Annotated in this window: 8 protein-coding genes and 1 pseudogene; 3 read left to right on the forward strand and 6 right to left on the reverse strand. The window is 68.8% G+C overall.

Annotated elements, in window-relative coordinates:
• Positions 1-2 precede the first annotated feature (2 nt).
• Positions 3-527, reverse strand: a complete 525-nt coding sequence (locus ACQP1T_RS37050) for an NUDIX domain-containing protein (protein ID WP_433757605.1) — start codon at positions 525-527, stop codon at positions 3-5.
• A gap of 157 nt (positions 528-684) precedes the next feature.
• Here ACQP1T_RS37050 and ACQP1T_RS37055 point away from each other — a divergent pair, with 157 nt between their 5' ends.
• On the forward strand, positions 685-957 hold the full coding sequence (locus ACQP1T_RS37055; RefSeq protein WP_433757606.1) for a helix-turn-helix domain-containing protein: 273 nt from the start codon (positions 685-687) through the stop codon (positions 955-957).
• 3 nt (positions 958-960) lie between these two features.
• Here ACQP1T_RS37055 and ACQP1T_RS37060 read toward each other — a convergent pair whose 3' ends face one another.
• The 5 genes and pseudogenes from ACQP1T_RS37060 to ACQP1T_RS37080 all read right to left on the reverse strand — a co-directional run bounded on the left by ACQP1T_RS37060 (position 961) and on the right by ACQP1T_RS37080 (position 9,362).
• Positions 961-1,602 carry an endonuclease gene (locus ACQP1T_RS37060; protein WP_433757607.1) on the reverse strand — a complete coding sequence of 214 codons (642 nt, stop codon included), beginning with the start codon at positions 1,600-1,602 and terminating at the stop codon, positions 961-963.
• A gap of 49 nt (positions 1,603-1,651) precedes the next feature.
• A pseudogene (locus ACQP1T_RS37065) lies at positions 1,652-2,057 on the reverse strand (FAD-dependent monooxygenase); the annotation flags it as partial.
• Between the two features lie 225 nt (positions 2,058-2,282).
• Positions 2,283-3,845 carry a dynamin family protein gene (locus ACQP1T_RS37070; protein ID WP_433757608.1) on the reverse strand — a complete coding sequence of 521 codons (1,563 nt, stop codon included), beginning with the start codon at positions 3,843-3,845 and terminating at the stop codon, positions 2,283-2,285.
• Positions 3,842-5,707 carry a dynamin family protein gene (locus ACQP1T_RS37075; protein WP_433757609.1) on the reverse strand — a complete coding sequence of 622 codons (1,866 nt, stop codon included), beginning with the start codon at positions 5,705-5,707 and terminating at the stop codon, positions 3,842-3,844. Before ACQP1T_RS37075 ends, ACQP1T_RS37070 begins: the two co-directional genes overlap by 4 nt.
• A 25-nt stretch (positions 5,708-5,732) precedes the next feature.
• Entirely contained in the window at positions 5,733-9,362 is a 3,630-nt protein-coding gene (locus ACQP1T_RS37080) for an IniB N-terminal domain-containing protein (RefSeq protein ID WP_433757610.1), read from the reverse strand.
• A 289-nt stretch (positions 9,363-9,651) separates the two neighbouring features.
• On the opposite strand from ACQP1T_RS37080, the gene ACQP1T_RS37085 reads away from it, so the two are divergent.
• Together ACQP1T_RS37085 and ACQP1T_RS37090 are read left to right on the forward strand one after the other, a co-directional pair.
• The gene (locus tag ACQP1T_RS37085; RefSeq protein WP_433757611.1) at positions 9,652-11,484 is read left to right on the forward strand and encodes an Hsp70 family protein; all 1,833 of its coding nucleotides are present in this window, start codon (positions 9,652-9,654) and stop codon (positions 11,482-11,484) included.
• Positions 11,484-14,219, forward strand: a complete 2,736-nt coding sequence (locus ACQP1T_RS37090) for a LuxR C-terminal-related transcriptional regulator (protein ID WP_433757612.1) — start codon at positions 11,484-11,486, stop codon at positions 14,217-14,219. The genes ACQP1T_RS37085 and ACQP1T_RS37090 overlap by 1 nt, the downstream gene beginning before the upstream one ends.
• Positions 14,220-14,254 lie beyond the last annotated feature (35 nt).

The raw sequence follows: 14,254 nt of genomic DNA on the forward strand, positions 1-14,254 counted from the left end.
GCTCAGCCGAGGTGGCGGTCGCGGTCGGGCTGCCGATCGAGCCACGAGGGCGCCGCGGTGTCCGGGTAGCTGAGCGCGGGTGCACCGTGTTCGAGATAGACGGCGTGGCCCTCCATCCGGGCACGGAACGCCTGCCAGACGCGCCGGGACGGCTCGGGTCGGGCGAAGGTGTCCACGGTGTCGACACGGACCCACCGCCAGTGGTCCAATTCGCTTGCCCGCAGATGGATCGCGGATTCGTCGCCGAGTTCGCCGCAGTCGAAGATATAGCGGATCTGGTCGCCAGCGGGTTTCTGCGACCAGTCGTGCACGAGCAGTCGGCACGGCGGGCGGTCGAGGCCGAGTTCTTCGCGGATCGCGCGGCGACAGGCCGCTGCGGGTGATTCGCCGGGCGCGACATTGCCGCCCGGAATGTCCCAACCGCCCCGATCGACCTGATGCACGAGCAGCACGTCCTCACCGCGCACGAATAATGCTCCCGCGACCAGTTTCACCTGGGCGAATGGTTGCGCGTCACGGTCCGACATCACCTCACGACCTTCCCTCGCCGGGTCCGGAAATACGCGGGTTCGGCGGAGTTGCCACCGCTTGGCCGCACCTGCTGCGACTATGGGCACGGTCTCTCCACTTGTACACCCAGCAGCGCGCATACGTCCTCGAACAGCTCGAGAAGGTGGGCTAGGCATGGCCGAGAAGATCTTCGACATCGTGTGGGATGCGATCGATGACATCCGGGGCGACGTCGAGAATATGCGGCTGCGGTCGCAGTTGATATTCGAACTGACCGACCGGATCGCGGCCGAGGGTTGGGGTCCGGAGGTCGCGGCCGAGCACCTAGGCGTGACCGTCGCGCGGATCTCCGATCTGCTCGGCGGCCGCACGCAGCTGTTCAGCCTGGACGCGCTGGTCAACATGATCGCCGCGGCCGGTATGCGGGTGCAGGTGCTGATCACCTGATCCTCAGCTGGCCGCGAGCACCTCATCGGCGATCTCGCTGTCCAGTGAAACACGGACCAGCGCAGCGGCCAGATCGGCCGTGTGGTTTTCCGGCGCGAGATCGGCCAGGCGGTCCGGATCTTTCGGAAGTCGGACACGTTCGGCGCCGCGTAGCGCGCGTTCGTCGAAATGCGGTCGGGCCCAGGTCCATACGTCCTGGACTTCGCGCAGGAAGATATCGCTGCCGGTCGGGCCGACGCCCTGGAATTGTTGCAGCAGTTCGGCGGCGCGGGTCGGATCGTGCTCGGCTTCGTCGGCGAGTTTGCGCAGATCACCGCCGTAGCGGTCCAGCACGCGCGACGCGTTGGCACCCAAGCGCGACGCCGTACTTTCGTCATAGCGCTTGTAATGGGCGCGCCCGAGTGCGTCGACCAGTTCCTGCCAGTCGGCGTCCGCGACCCGCTTCGGGGTGCGATATCCGCTGCTCACCAACTCCTTGCCCGCCGCGACGGCGATATCGGCGGAGATCCGGGTGCTGAGCAATTCGGCGAGCATGAGCAGTTGAAAGAGCGGAGCCGGTTTATCGGCCAGCTTGATGCCCGCCTCGGCCGCATAGCCGCTGCCCGCCCGGTCCAGCAAAGCGTTCACCACATCTTTCTGAGTCATCGCATGCTCCTGGGTTCGGATATCCGGGGCGTACCCATGGGGCATTGGACTACACCGCGTAATCCTTGGCGGCGACCGTACGGGCGACCTTCTGCGGAGCACCGCCGATCAAACCCCGCCACGGCAGATACGGCAGCAGGCGGACATTGAGATTGCGCATGCGGATCATCGAATCGCTCGGCGGCGCATACCATTTGCCGACGCCCTCGGCGAAGGTCTGGCAGGTCCGCACCATCGGCAGCATCTCGGCGCGGTAGCGGGCGAAGGCGATGGTGATCACCATTCGCGGCGGCCAGCTCACCGGCCAGGATGTATGCGCCGACCAGCGACAGGTCGGCGCCCTGCCCGGACAGCGGTGCGGCGCAGTAGCCCGCATCGCCGACCAGTGCGACGCGGCCCTTCGACCACTCGTCCATGAACACTGATGCCTCACGCCGGATCACCGGAGGAGCGCTACCGCCTCACCCCGCATCACCAGATGAACGCTGTCACCTCACCCTGCATCACCAGATGAACACTGCCGCCTCACCCCGCATCACCAGATGAACACCAATGCCGCGCACCACATCACCGATGAGCACTACTATCCCGCGTGCTTCGCCGTCGAACCTCGGGCGGCGTGGTCACCGACGAGGCAGGGTGGAGCACTGTGGCTTGCCGCGGGCGTCGGTTGGCGGGGATCACTCCGGCAGGAGGCTGAGGGTGCCTTCGGCGCTGCGTGCTGCGGTCAGGCAGGCGGTGGTGGTGAACTGGTCGGCCAGGGGATGGCGGGCGCGGGCACGCCATTTGCGCACGGCGGCCATGGCCTCGGCGCGCTGGATGGCGGAGTCAGTGCCGAAGGGCAGGCCGAGTCGCAGATGCGGGGCGACGCCCGAGCCGCCGATCAAGCGGTGCAGTTCGGCGAGATCGGCTGCGGGCAGAGCCAATTCATCGGTGCGCAGGCGACCGAGGAGGCGGAGTTCGGCGAAACCGTGCACGTCGGCGAGCAGGGTGCGGACGCGGGGTAGCAGCTGGTCGGCGGGGGTGCCGGGATATGCGGTGAGGACACGGGCCAGGGCGGTGAGGGCAGAGTGCGCCTTGAGTTGGTCGGCGCGCTGGCCGAATTGCACGTCGAGTACCGAGCGGAGTTCGTCCACGCCGCTGCGGTTGGTCAATTCCGCTGCCAGCGCGGCCGAATCGCGCACGCCGAGGCGGATCAGAGTGACCGCCATGCGAATTCCGAAGAGGCCGAACCGTGCCGCCAGCTGGGCGCGGAGTTCGGCCGGGACCGGGAGCGGAATATCGGGACGCGCGAAGCGATCTGCCGAGAGCAAGGCGGCGCTCAACTCCTCGACCGGGACCCGGGCCAGCGCCTCGAAAGCGGCGAATTCCTGCTGACGCAGGGTCGCGGCGGCGAATGCGAGCAGACCGGCGACCGGAATTACCGCCTGGCACAGTCCCGTTCGCTCCAACTCGCCCGCGAAACGTGCCGCGACATCGCGGGCGGAATGCAGTGCGTCGATCCGGCCAGCCCCGATCTCATCGGCGCGCGAGACCACACCGATGACGCCCAGGGGACCCGAAATACCCTGCGCGCCAGCAGTTCCGGCACCGACCTGTTCGAGGAACCTGATATCGGCATCGTCGAGCCGACGCAGCAGATAGACCACGGCGTCCGCACCAGGAACCGATACGGCGGCCATGCCGCGGTCACCGTCGGCGTCACCGGGGGTGAGCAGTCGCGCGGTCCGCAACGACACCTCGCGCGACAGCGACGACGTGCCAGGGGTGTCGATAATGGTGGTATTCGCCAGTGCGGCGGCGGGCCACTCGACCTCGAGATGGTCCACCTCGCGCGGGCCAGGCGCATTCCAGTTCAGTCGTTCCAGATCAAAGGTGAGCCCGTGCGTGCCGCTGCCGCGACGCACCACCACATTCGCCGTCGAACCGTCCGGTGCGTAAGCCGTGACGCTCGGGGTCGAACCATTGCGGTACCAGGTGACCACGCGCGTGCATTCGGTCGCGTCGGTCGGGGCGATGTCCTGGCCGACCAGAGAATTGAGCAGGGTCGACTTGCCCGCCTTCAACGAACCCGCCAGCGCCACCCGCAGCGGCTGATCCAGGCGTCGGGCACAGTCGGCCAGCAGCGCATGCGGTCGCGGCTCGCGGGGAAATGCCTGCCTGGCCGCGGCGACCAGCTGATGCGCCTCGGCGACAATGCCGGGCGCCCGCCGAGCATCATGCCGGGTCACGTCTCTTCTCACGGGGTTACCGTACCGGCGGCCCCTCTCCGCGGCGCGGCGATGGCAGGTTGCATAGCATCCGCATAGCGTCGCAGCTCGGCGACCATGTGCAGCTGCCGGTCGAGCACCGCACAGCGCTCGGTCCGGCGGGCCGTTTCCATATGCGCCGCCTCCTGCGCGGCCCGCAGCGAATCGTCGATGGAGCGCAGGCTGCGTTCGGCGACGCCGGTGTAGTGATCGCGCAATGCCCGATGAATACGGTGCAGGCGGTCCTTGGATTCCTTGCCCGCCTGGAAGGCGACGTCATCGATGAAACGCCGGATGGCGACCTTGGCCTCATTGCGGCGCCGGGCCAGCCTGGCCTGCTTGTCATCGCGGAATGCCTTGCCGCCCACCAGGACACCGGCGCCGATGGAGATCGGATTGAGCATCGCCAGCCCGGCGAAGGTGGTCGCGAGCCCGACCATCAGCACACCGCCATAGGAGCCGCGCATGCCGACCAGGATTTTGCTGCCGAAGCCGATATCGGGCTCCAGATCGGCCAGGGTGCCCCCACCGGCACGGCTGTCCTCGGTGTGCAGGCCGGAGCTGACATCGGGCAGTTCGACCATGCCGATCTCGGTGAAGTGCTCGGCGACCCGCTCGGCGAGTTCCACGGCGCGGGTATGCGTCCAGAGCAGGTTGTCGCCGAGCGCGGTGTCGATATCGCCGGTGAGCCATTCGGCAATCCGGTCCCAATGGCGGCCCGGATCGTGTTTATCGATCCATTCCTCACCGGTTCTGGCGATCTCGCGCAGGCGTTCGCGCAGATCGTGATCCACATCCCCGGCCAGATCGGTGATCCCGTCGGAGAGGGTCAGCTGCCAGGCCGAGGTGCGTCGGTGCAGATCCTCGGCGGTGGTCTTCGCCAATTGCAGCTCACGCACCGCCACCGCGCCCTGGCGGGGATCACGCAGCGCGACCAGTTCACTGCCGAGCGCGAGCGCCAAATGCTCTGCGGCCGACTGGATGTCGTGCGACACGGCGACCAGGGTCGCGGCTTGGTCACGAGCCACCACCTGTTCGCGGAGGAACTGATACAGCACACCGAAACCGGATTCGGCGCCGAGCTGCTGATCCTGCAAAAGCATTGCGTGCCTGCGCAGTACCGCGGAAACCGGGATGATCGGCAGCTCGACTCGCGCCCGGCTCAGATGATCCTCGTCGGCCTGATGCACTTGGCGCCAATGCGGATACAGGTCGATCTTGGTGAGCAGCAGTGCGGTGGTCGGGCACAGTTCGCGGACCTGCCGGAGGAAGGCCAGTTCCGGTTCGGTGAGTTCGGTGGAGGCATCCGACAGCACCAGAACCGCGTCGGCGGTCGCCACCAGACCGAGTACGCCTGCCGCATAACCGCTTCCGTGTCCGCCGACACCGGGGGTGTCCACCAGGACGATACCGTCGGCGAGCAGCGGATTCGGCAGCTGGATCTCGATGCGCAGCACCCGACGACCGTGCGCCTGCGGTGTGCGGACGGTGATCATGCCGATCTCGTCGACCGGCACTGGAACTCGCGCCTCCTCTGTCCCGCTCGGACCGGCAAGCACCAGTTCGGCATGCGGTTCGGGACCGTGGGCGAGCAAGGTCGGGACAGCGGTGGTCGCGTCATCGCCGACCGGGCAGATCTCCAGATTCAACAGGGCATTGACGAAACAGCTCTTGCCCTGACCGAGCTGTCCGACGATCACGATGCGCCGCCGCGGATCGCGGACCCGGTCGGCCGCTATTTCCAGGCGACCGACCAGATCATTGCGACCCGCGGCGCGCGCCGCGGCGATGGTTTCACCCAATACCGTCAGCAGCGGTACCGCGGGCGGTTGAGCATTCACTGCGGGTGTCCCCATCGAACCTCTTTCGTACGAATATCTCTCAGTGCAGGAAGGCGTCGCCACCGAGATCGCCGCCGGCATGTCCGGCCAGATCGGTACCCGCATGAGTATCGGTGAAGAGGCCGGAATCGCTGTGTCCGGTGACCGACGTGTCCAGATGTGAACCGGCCGAACTGTCGAGTCCGGAACCGAAGGCATTCGAAACATCCAGCGACGACCAGGTATGCGCGGTGGACCCGACGGTCGAGGAGGCGCCGCCGGTCAGTGTGGAACCGGCATGGCCGCCCAGATCCGCGGCGCCGTTCGCGCCGGTCTGTGCCGCGGCGCCGGAGTGCACCGTGGAGTCGACGCTCGACGAGAGTCCACCGCCCAGACCGGCATTCGCGGTGCCACCGGTGGAAAGCCCTGTCGCCAAACCGGTTCCGGCATGCGCACCACCATCGATGGCACCGCCGAGACCGGTTTCCAGGCCACTGCCGGCCTGGACGCCGCTGCTGATTCCACTGGAAAGACCGGTCTCCAGACCCGTCCCGAGATGTGTACCGGCGTCGACCGTGCCCTGTGCTCCGGTGGAGACACTGCCGCCGAGACCGGTAGCCGCACCGACTCCGGTGGACAGCCCCGTCTCCAGACCGGTAGCCGCATGGCCCCCGGCATTGGCAGCACCACCCAAACCTGTGGACAACCCTGTGCCGAGCTCCGAACCCGCGTGCGCGCCAGCGCCCACCGCGCCATTCACACCCGAGGACAGGCCCGCACCCAGCTCCGAACCCGCATGTGCACCAGCACCCACCGCGCCATTCACACCCGAGGACAGACCCGCACCCAGCTCCGAACCCGCATGTGCACCAGCACCCACCGCGCCATTCACACCCGAGGACAGACCCGCACCGAGATTTGCTCCCGCTTGGGTACCGCTGTGCACAGCACCACTCAGTCCGGATGCCGGGCTGCCACCCAGATCGGCACCAGCCTGTGCACCGGCGCCGACGCCTGTGGACAGATCCGCACCGGCCTGCGTCCCGGCGCCGACGGCACCACCCAGCCCTGTGGACAAACCGCCACCCAGATCAGCCGCGCCACCGATGGCACTGGAGAACCCGGACGTAGCGTGCGTCCCAGCGTCACCCAGATCCGATCCAACCTGCGCGCCGCCGTTGAGAGCGCCCCCCAGACTGCTCGACAACCCGCCACCGAGCTCGGTACCCGCACCGAGCGCCGCCCCGGTAGCCAAACTCGACTCCAGCCCCGTCGTCACCTGAGCACCGGTACCGATCGCGGACGAAGCCCCGCTCGACACCCCACCACCGAGCCCGGCCCCGGCATCCAACGCACCGCCAAGACCGGCCTCCAGCCCACCACTGAGCCCATTACCCGCATGCGCCCCCGCATCGAAAGCCCCCTCGATCCCGGAAGCAGCCTGCGCCCCAGCGTCGACAGCACCGCTGAGCCCTGTGGACAAACCACCACCAACGCCAGCAGCCCCACCCACCCCGGTGGACAACCCCGCTTCCAGACCGCTCGTCACCTGAGCACCTGCATCAACCGCCCCGCCGAGCCCCGTGGACAAACCACCACCCAAATCAGCACCCGCCTGTGCACCAGCACCAGCCGCACCCTCCAGGCCGGTCGACAAACCGCCACCGAACTCAGCACCCAACTGCGCGCCACCACCGAGCGCACCACCGATTCCGCTGGACAACCCGGTCTCCAGACCACCAGCAGCCTGCGCACCGGCATCAACAGCACCACCCAGGCCAGTGGACAAACCACCACCCAGGTCAGCACCAGCCTGCGCACCGCCGCCAACGGCACCGCTCAGCCCTGTGGACAGATCGGCGCCCGCCTGGGCACCGGCACCCGCCGCGCCCTCCAGACCGGTCGACAAACCACCACCGAACTCAGAACCCAGCTGTGCACCACCACCAAGCGCCCCACCAATACCTGTGGACAAACCGCCCCCCAGGTCGGCACCCGTCTGAGCACCCGCGTCGATAGCACCACCGAGACCCGTGGACAGACCGGCACCGAGATTGCTCCCCAGCTCCGCGCCACTACCAACCGCGCCACTCACACCTGTGGACAGATCAGCACCTGCCTGGGCTCCAGCGCCTGCCGCGCCCTCCAGACCAGTGGACAAGCCGCCACCCAGGTCCGATCCCAGCTGTGCACCGCCGCCGAGTGCGCCACCGATTCCGGTGGACAAGCCGGTCTCCAGACCACCGGCCGCCTGCGCCCCGGCATCCACCGCACCGCTCAGGCCGGTGGGTACGCTGCCACCCAGACCAGCACCCGCCTGCACGCCAGTATCAATGGCACCGCCGATACCGGTGGACAAGCCGGATTCCAGACCACCAGCATCCTGCGCACCGGCATCAACAGCACCACCCAGACCGGTGGACAGGCTGCCACCCAGATCGGAGCCCGCGTGCGCACCGGCGTTCAGCGTGCCTGTCAGACCTGTGGACAGATCGGCGTTCGCGTCGGCTGCGGTGCCAATTGCGCTGGAGAATCCGGTCGATGCCTGGGCACCGGCGTCCAGTGCGCCACCGAGACCGGTGGACAGGCCAGCTTCGAGGCCAGATCCGGCGTGGGCACCGGCATCCACCGCACCACCGACACCGCTCGACAGGCTGCCGCCGAGGTCGGCCTCCAAGCCCGAAATCGCTTGTGTCCCTGCGCCGATCGTGCCGCCGAGACCAGTACCGAGATCCGCACCAGCCTGACCACCGGCACCAACAACACCACCCAAACCAGCGCCGAGCGCGCCACCCGCACCGACGGCTCCGCCGATCCCGGCCTCCAGACCTGCGGCGGCTTGGGCGCCTGCATCCACAACTCCGCTGAGGCTGGACGAAAGACCAGTGCCCAGATCAACGCCGGCTCGCGCGCCGGCGCCAACGGCACCGCCGAGGTCGGCTCCCAGGTGAGTGCCCGCTCCGATAACACCACTCAGTCCGGCGCCGAGGTCGGCACCCGCGTCGACTGCGCCACCGAGGCCGGTCTCCAGGCCCGAAATCACCTGTGCGCCGCCGTTCAGGCCCGCACCGAGTGCTCCTTCCAGACCGGTGCCGACCTGCACACCGGCACCGAGCGCACCCTCCAGACCCGCGGCCAGATCGGCACCGGCCTGTGCGCCCGCACCGAGCGCACCACCGAGACCCGTCACTGCCTGCACACCGGCGCCGATGGCACCGCCGAGACCGGCGGTCAGGTCCGCGCCCGCGCCGACAATGCTGCCGAGACCGGCACCGAGGTCGGCTCCGGCCTGCAGGCCCGCACCGATCGCACCGTTCAGTCCGGCACCGAGGTCGAGTCCGGTGCCCACGCCGAGGCCGAGGTCCACGCCGAGATCGATATCGGCGCCGAGGTCGACGCCCGCGTCAGCGGCCGCACCGAGCCCGACCGCGGCGGCGGTATTGGCACCGGCGGCGGCACCGGCACCGGCGGCCCCCGCGCCACCGGCCGCCACAATCGCCGACAGCTGCGAGCCGCCCGCGATCAGGGCCGATTCGGCGACCATGGGGGCTACGGCGGCGATATCCTCCGGCGTCACGGCGGGCAAACCGGCAGCTGCCAGCGCCTGTCCGGGGTTCGCGCAATAACCAACCGCGGCCTCGTGGTCGCGCAGCAGGTTGAGAATGAACTCGAGAATCGCGTTGGGTGTCATCGAAATCATCTCCTGGATGAGCGGACCCTGGCGATCCGCAGTCGTTGGAATGCTTTTCACGCTAGGTACGCCCGGCGTTACTCCGAAACGGGGCGCGCCCCTACTACGCACCACACGTTCCGGTTAGGGGCACCCGAACCGTTAGGGGAATTTCCCCGCAACTTCCCCGACCGAGTAACGGCGGACGCCCAGCAACCGACAGAAGTGTTGCGGCTGGCAGGTCCACTCCGCCTGCCTGTCTACACAACAGCGACTACCGGGCCACACAGTTTTCGAACGGGGTTCTCGAATGACAGAGCGTCTGGCGCTCGGCATCACTGTCGGAGCGTCGAATTCGGTCGCCGTGGCGACCCCGGGGGACGGCGGCGACTATGACAGGGGCCACTCCGGCGACACTGTCATCACCCATCCGAGTGTGCTGCGCCTCGCCCCGCACGCGGCGCCCGCGTTCGGCAGCGGTGCCCGTCCCACCGGCAGGCACTCCAGTGACGTAGTACTCGAGGGCTTCCTCGCCCGGGTCGGTGATCCGGTGGACATCCTCGCCGAGGACGGAACCGCCCACTCCGCAGCGGATCTCGTGGCCACTGCCGTCGGCTGCCTGATCGATGAGATCGGCGCCGACGCCGCGCATTCCATGGTCGCCTGCCATCCGGCGTGGTGGTCGCGACATACCGTCGATGTGCAGCGGGCCGCGCTGGATCACGCGGGTCTGCGCGAGGTGACCCTGGTACCGGAGCCGACCGCGTCGGTGCGCTGGCTGGAGGCGGCGCACGGCCCGCTCGGCGACGGCACGGTGGTCGTATACGACCTCGGCGCGTCCGGTCTCACCGTCTCGGTGGGCCGCACCGGCGCGCAGGCGGCGGTACTCGGCGCGCCATTGCGCACCACCGATGTGGCCGGCGCCGAATTCGATCTGTTGACCATGCGCTATGTCCTGGCTAATGCCTTGCGTGGAAATGATTTCGATCCGTTCGATCCGGTGGTGGAACGGGAATTGTCGGCATTGCGTGATCGCTGCCGATATGCGAAAGAAGAGCTTTCCACAAATACCGCGACGGTTGTCCCGGTCCGTTTGAATCCGGCCGATCAGCACGCCGAAAACATCCGGCTGGTCCGTGACGAACTCGAGGACCTACTGCGCGGCCCCTTATTGACCTCGCTCGATCTCATCCGCGATGCGGTACATCGCGCCGGACTCGATATCGGCGATATCGGCCGGGTGCTGCTCACCGGCGGCGGCGGTGCGATCCCACTGGTGGCCGAGTTGATCTCTACCGAATTCGGACTCCCGGTGGTCGCGGCGCCGCAACCGCGGCTCACCAGCGCGCTCGGCGCCGCCGAATTGGCCGCGGACTTGTTGGCGGTCACCGTGGATCGCACACCGGTGGCGGCCATGGGCAGCAATGCGCGAACCGAGGAACTGCCCACCGTGCCGGTGGAAAAGTCCGCGACCAGTCGGGCCAGCAGTGTGCTGGCCAGTGGTGGCGTTCCACGCGATGACATCGCACCAAAGACGTCGCTACCCGACACGAGCGAGCGATCCCGCCGCAGGCTCAGCGGCCGCCAACGCGCCGCCATCATCGCGGGTGCGGCGCTGGTGCTCGGCGCACTCGCTACCGGCACCGTCGCCATCGGCACCGGCGCGCAGTCCGGTCCGACCTCGCCGGCGAGCTCGGATCCGACGACCAGGCCGGGCGCATCCGTCGTGGCGGCCACCGATGACGGCACTACCACCAGCTCTGCGACGCCGTCCGCGAAGGATTCGCCCGTCGGCAGCGCGAATCCGAAACCCGCTGCGGGACAACCGGGTTCCTCCAGCACGAGCACCGTCGCGGCGGTGAACGGCCAACCCTCGTCCGGCCAGTCCACCGAAGGCCAACCCGTCCAGAATCAACCCACCCAGAGCCAACCGCCTGCACCGGCGACGCAGCCGTCGGTGGAAGTTCCTGCACCGCAACCACAGCCGGCGCCGCAACCACAGCCGGCACCGCAACCGCAGCCCGCGCCGCAGCCGCAGGTCCCGACCGCGCCGTCGCTGCCGACGAGCCCCCTCGGCGACACCCTCGGCGACACCGTTGGCGGCGTCGTATCCGCACTTCCCAAGATCCCCGGAGGCAGATAATGGGTGATATCGCCTTCGACACGCTGCCCTGCGCACGCGAGATCTTCCGCGAATTGGACTCCGCGGACCGGGAACCGGTCGTCTATCTCATCCGAGGCCGCTCCGGCTCCGGCAAATCCACCCTGCTGTCGGTGATCCGGGGCCGGCTGCGCGCCCACGGCATCCCGTTCCAAGACGATCCCGTGATGCCCGAACACCTTGCAGCGCAAGTCAACTCGACCAACGGAGCGCATGCCTCGCTGGACGGGCGGCAACTCGGCCACGACGATTCGCCCATCAGCCGAACATCCGGCAACGGCGCGGCCAAGTCCATCGGCGACGGACACGCGATCCGAACCGCGGAGAAGCCCACCATCATCCAGCGCCCCGACAACGCAACACAGCCGATCCACCGCACCGATGGCGCACGCCCGCGCGTCCCACGGCCGGCCCTGATCATCGACAACGCCCACACCCTGAGCGCATCGGATCTCGAATCGCTCTGCGCCACTATCGAATCCGGCCGTTTCACGGTTATTGTCGCGACCCAGCCGCGCCCGCACGATCCGCAGCTGCGCGCACTCGCCGACACCGTCGCTCGCCGCGGCCGGGTGGCCGATCTGCGCGCACTCGGCGTCTCCGATATCGCACCGTTCGCCCGCGAATTGGGCATGGCGGTGCCGCGCCCGGTCGCCCAGCACATCCATCGCCAGACCGCGGGTTGTCGCGGTGGCGTGGTCGCCGCGCTGACCGCCGCCTGCTCGGCCCGCCTCGATGCCGGAATCCGCGCCGTCGACGATGCCGTCGCCGCTTGGGCCCGTGCCCTGCTGGACAATCTCGAGCCGGATCTGCTGGAGACCCTGGTCGTGGCGACCACCGGCACCGGCCTGGACTCCACCGAACTCACCGAGGTGCTCGGCGTGGATACCGCCGTGGCCCAAGATCTGATCGACCGGGCCAGGGCGAGCGCCCTGGTCACCGATGCCGATCTGCTGCTCGAACCCGCCGTCGCACCGCTGCGCACCCTGCTCGGCGATCGCCGCTTCGTGGCCGTGCAGCGTCGCTTGCTCAACGCACGACTGGATGCGGGTCTGCTGCGTGATCACACCGCACTGCTGCTCGCCGAATCCGGCGTCCGGGACCAGCGTCTCGCCGAATTCCTTTGTGCCGCAGCAGCAAAGGCGGGACGTGAGGCCGTGCGCTACTACGCTGCCGCGGCGGCGACCGGTGCAGATCCGGATGTCATCGCGCTGCGCTGGGCGGAGGCGGCGGCATGCACCGGCGACGGCGATACGGCCATGCGACTGGCCGAACCGGTGCTGGCTCGTCCTGGTGTCACGGGCGCGGAACTCGCTGCGGCCGTGCGGATCTGCGCGGCAGTGCTGACCCGCCGCGGTCTGGTCGGGCGCGCCGCCCAGCTGTATTCCTGGCTCGGCGCACATCGGGTCGGCGCGGATTGGGCGGTCGGCGCGACCGTGCAGTATCTCGCCGGTGATGTGGCCGCCGCCGCGCAGCTGTCCGAATCGGCGACGCAGTGGCCGCCGACCGAGGCCAACGCGCACGCCCGGCTGATCGCCACCGCACTCGCGCGCACCATCGTCGAACACGAAACCGGCACTGCCGCAGCCGTATCCGCGCTGATCCAGGCCGCGCAGGCCGATGCGGGCAGCGATCGGTTCCTGCCGTGCACCGCGGTCTCCATCGCGACGCTGCTGTGTCTGAGCACCGGCGAACCGCGCCGCGCCGGTGAGGCGTTGCGCCGCGCCACCACCAGCGGCCTGCGCTGCCATCAGTTGCAGGTCCTCACCGCGTGGGCCGCGATGCTCGGTGGCGATGAACAGGCCGCCGCGACCACCGTCGCCGCGCTGCGAATGGATTCCCTCGATATCCGCGACCGCCTGCTCGCGCACGGTGTCGCGGTCGGTCTGGCCCGGCGTGGCGGCGACCACGCCGCACTCACTCGCGCCTGGCAGGCCGCCTATCCGCTCTTCGACGATGTGGACGCGGACCTGCTCACCCTGCTGCCGATCGGCGAGCTGTGGCTGGCGGGCATCCGGCTGCGCGACGAGCGTCGGATCGCACCGCTGGTCGATGCCAGCCTCGCGCTGCTGCGTCGACTCGAACAGCCGCCCGCCTGGGCCAATGCCTTCCACTGGTACGGCGTGCAGGCCGCGATCGCCCACGAGAGTCCGGAGGAACTGCTCCCGCACGCCCGGCTGCTCAAGGCCGCGGCCGAATCCGGCGACCGGCACGCCGCGATCCTCGCCGACGCTGGCCGCACCTGGGTGCTGGTGCTGCGCGGTCAGGTCGCCGCGGCTCCGGTGCAGGCGGCGGTGGCCGGACTCAGCGAGATCGGCCTGACCTGGGACGCCGCCCGGCTGGCGAGCGAGGCCGCGCTGGCGGCCGCCGATTCCACGACCGCGACCGCGCTGCTGAAACTGGCCAGAACCGTCCGGGCCGATGCCCGTCCGCAGGAGCCCGCGGTCCGCCCGACCGCGGCCGCCGCCTCGGGCGACGGGCAGGCCGCCGCTCCGGAACGAGTCGCCGACGCGGCGATTCTCAGTGACCGCGAACGCGAGGTCGCCGAACTCGTCCTGCTCGGTCTGACATACCGGGAAATCGGCGCTCGCCTCTACATTTCCGCCAAGACAGTGGAGCATCATGTCGCCCGTATCCGACGCCGGATCGGTGCTCGTTCCCGTTCGGAGTTATTGTCGATGCTCCGCGCCATGGGACACGGCTCGCTGCTGGTGTGATCGGGGTGCGGCCCGATCCGTGACGCCGAAGCGAG

Origin of the sequence: Nocardia sp. CA-135398 (genome assembly GCF_050955845.1) — a bacterium.
In the GTDB taxonomy this organism is placed as follows: domain Bacteria; phylum Actinomycetota; class Actinomycetes; order Mycobacteriales; family Mycobacteriaceae; genus Nocardia.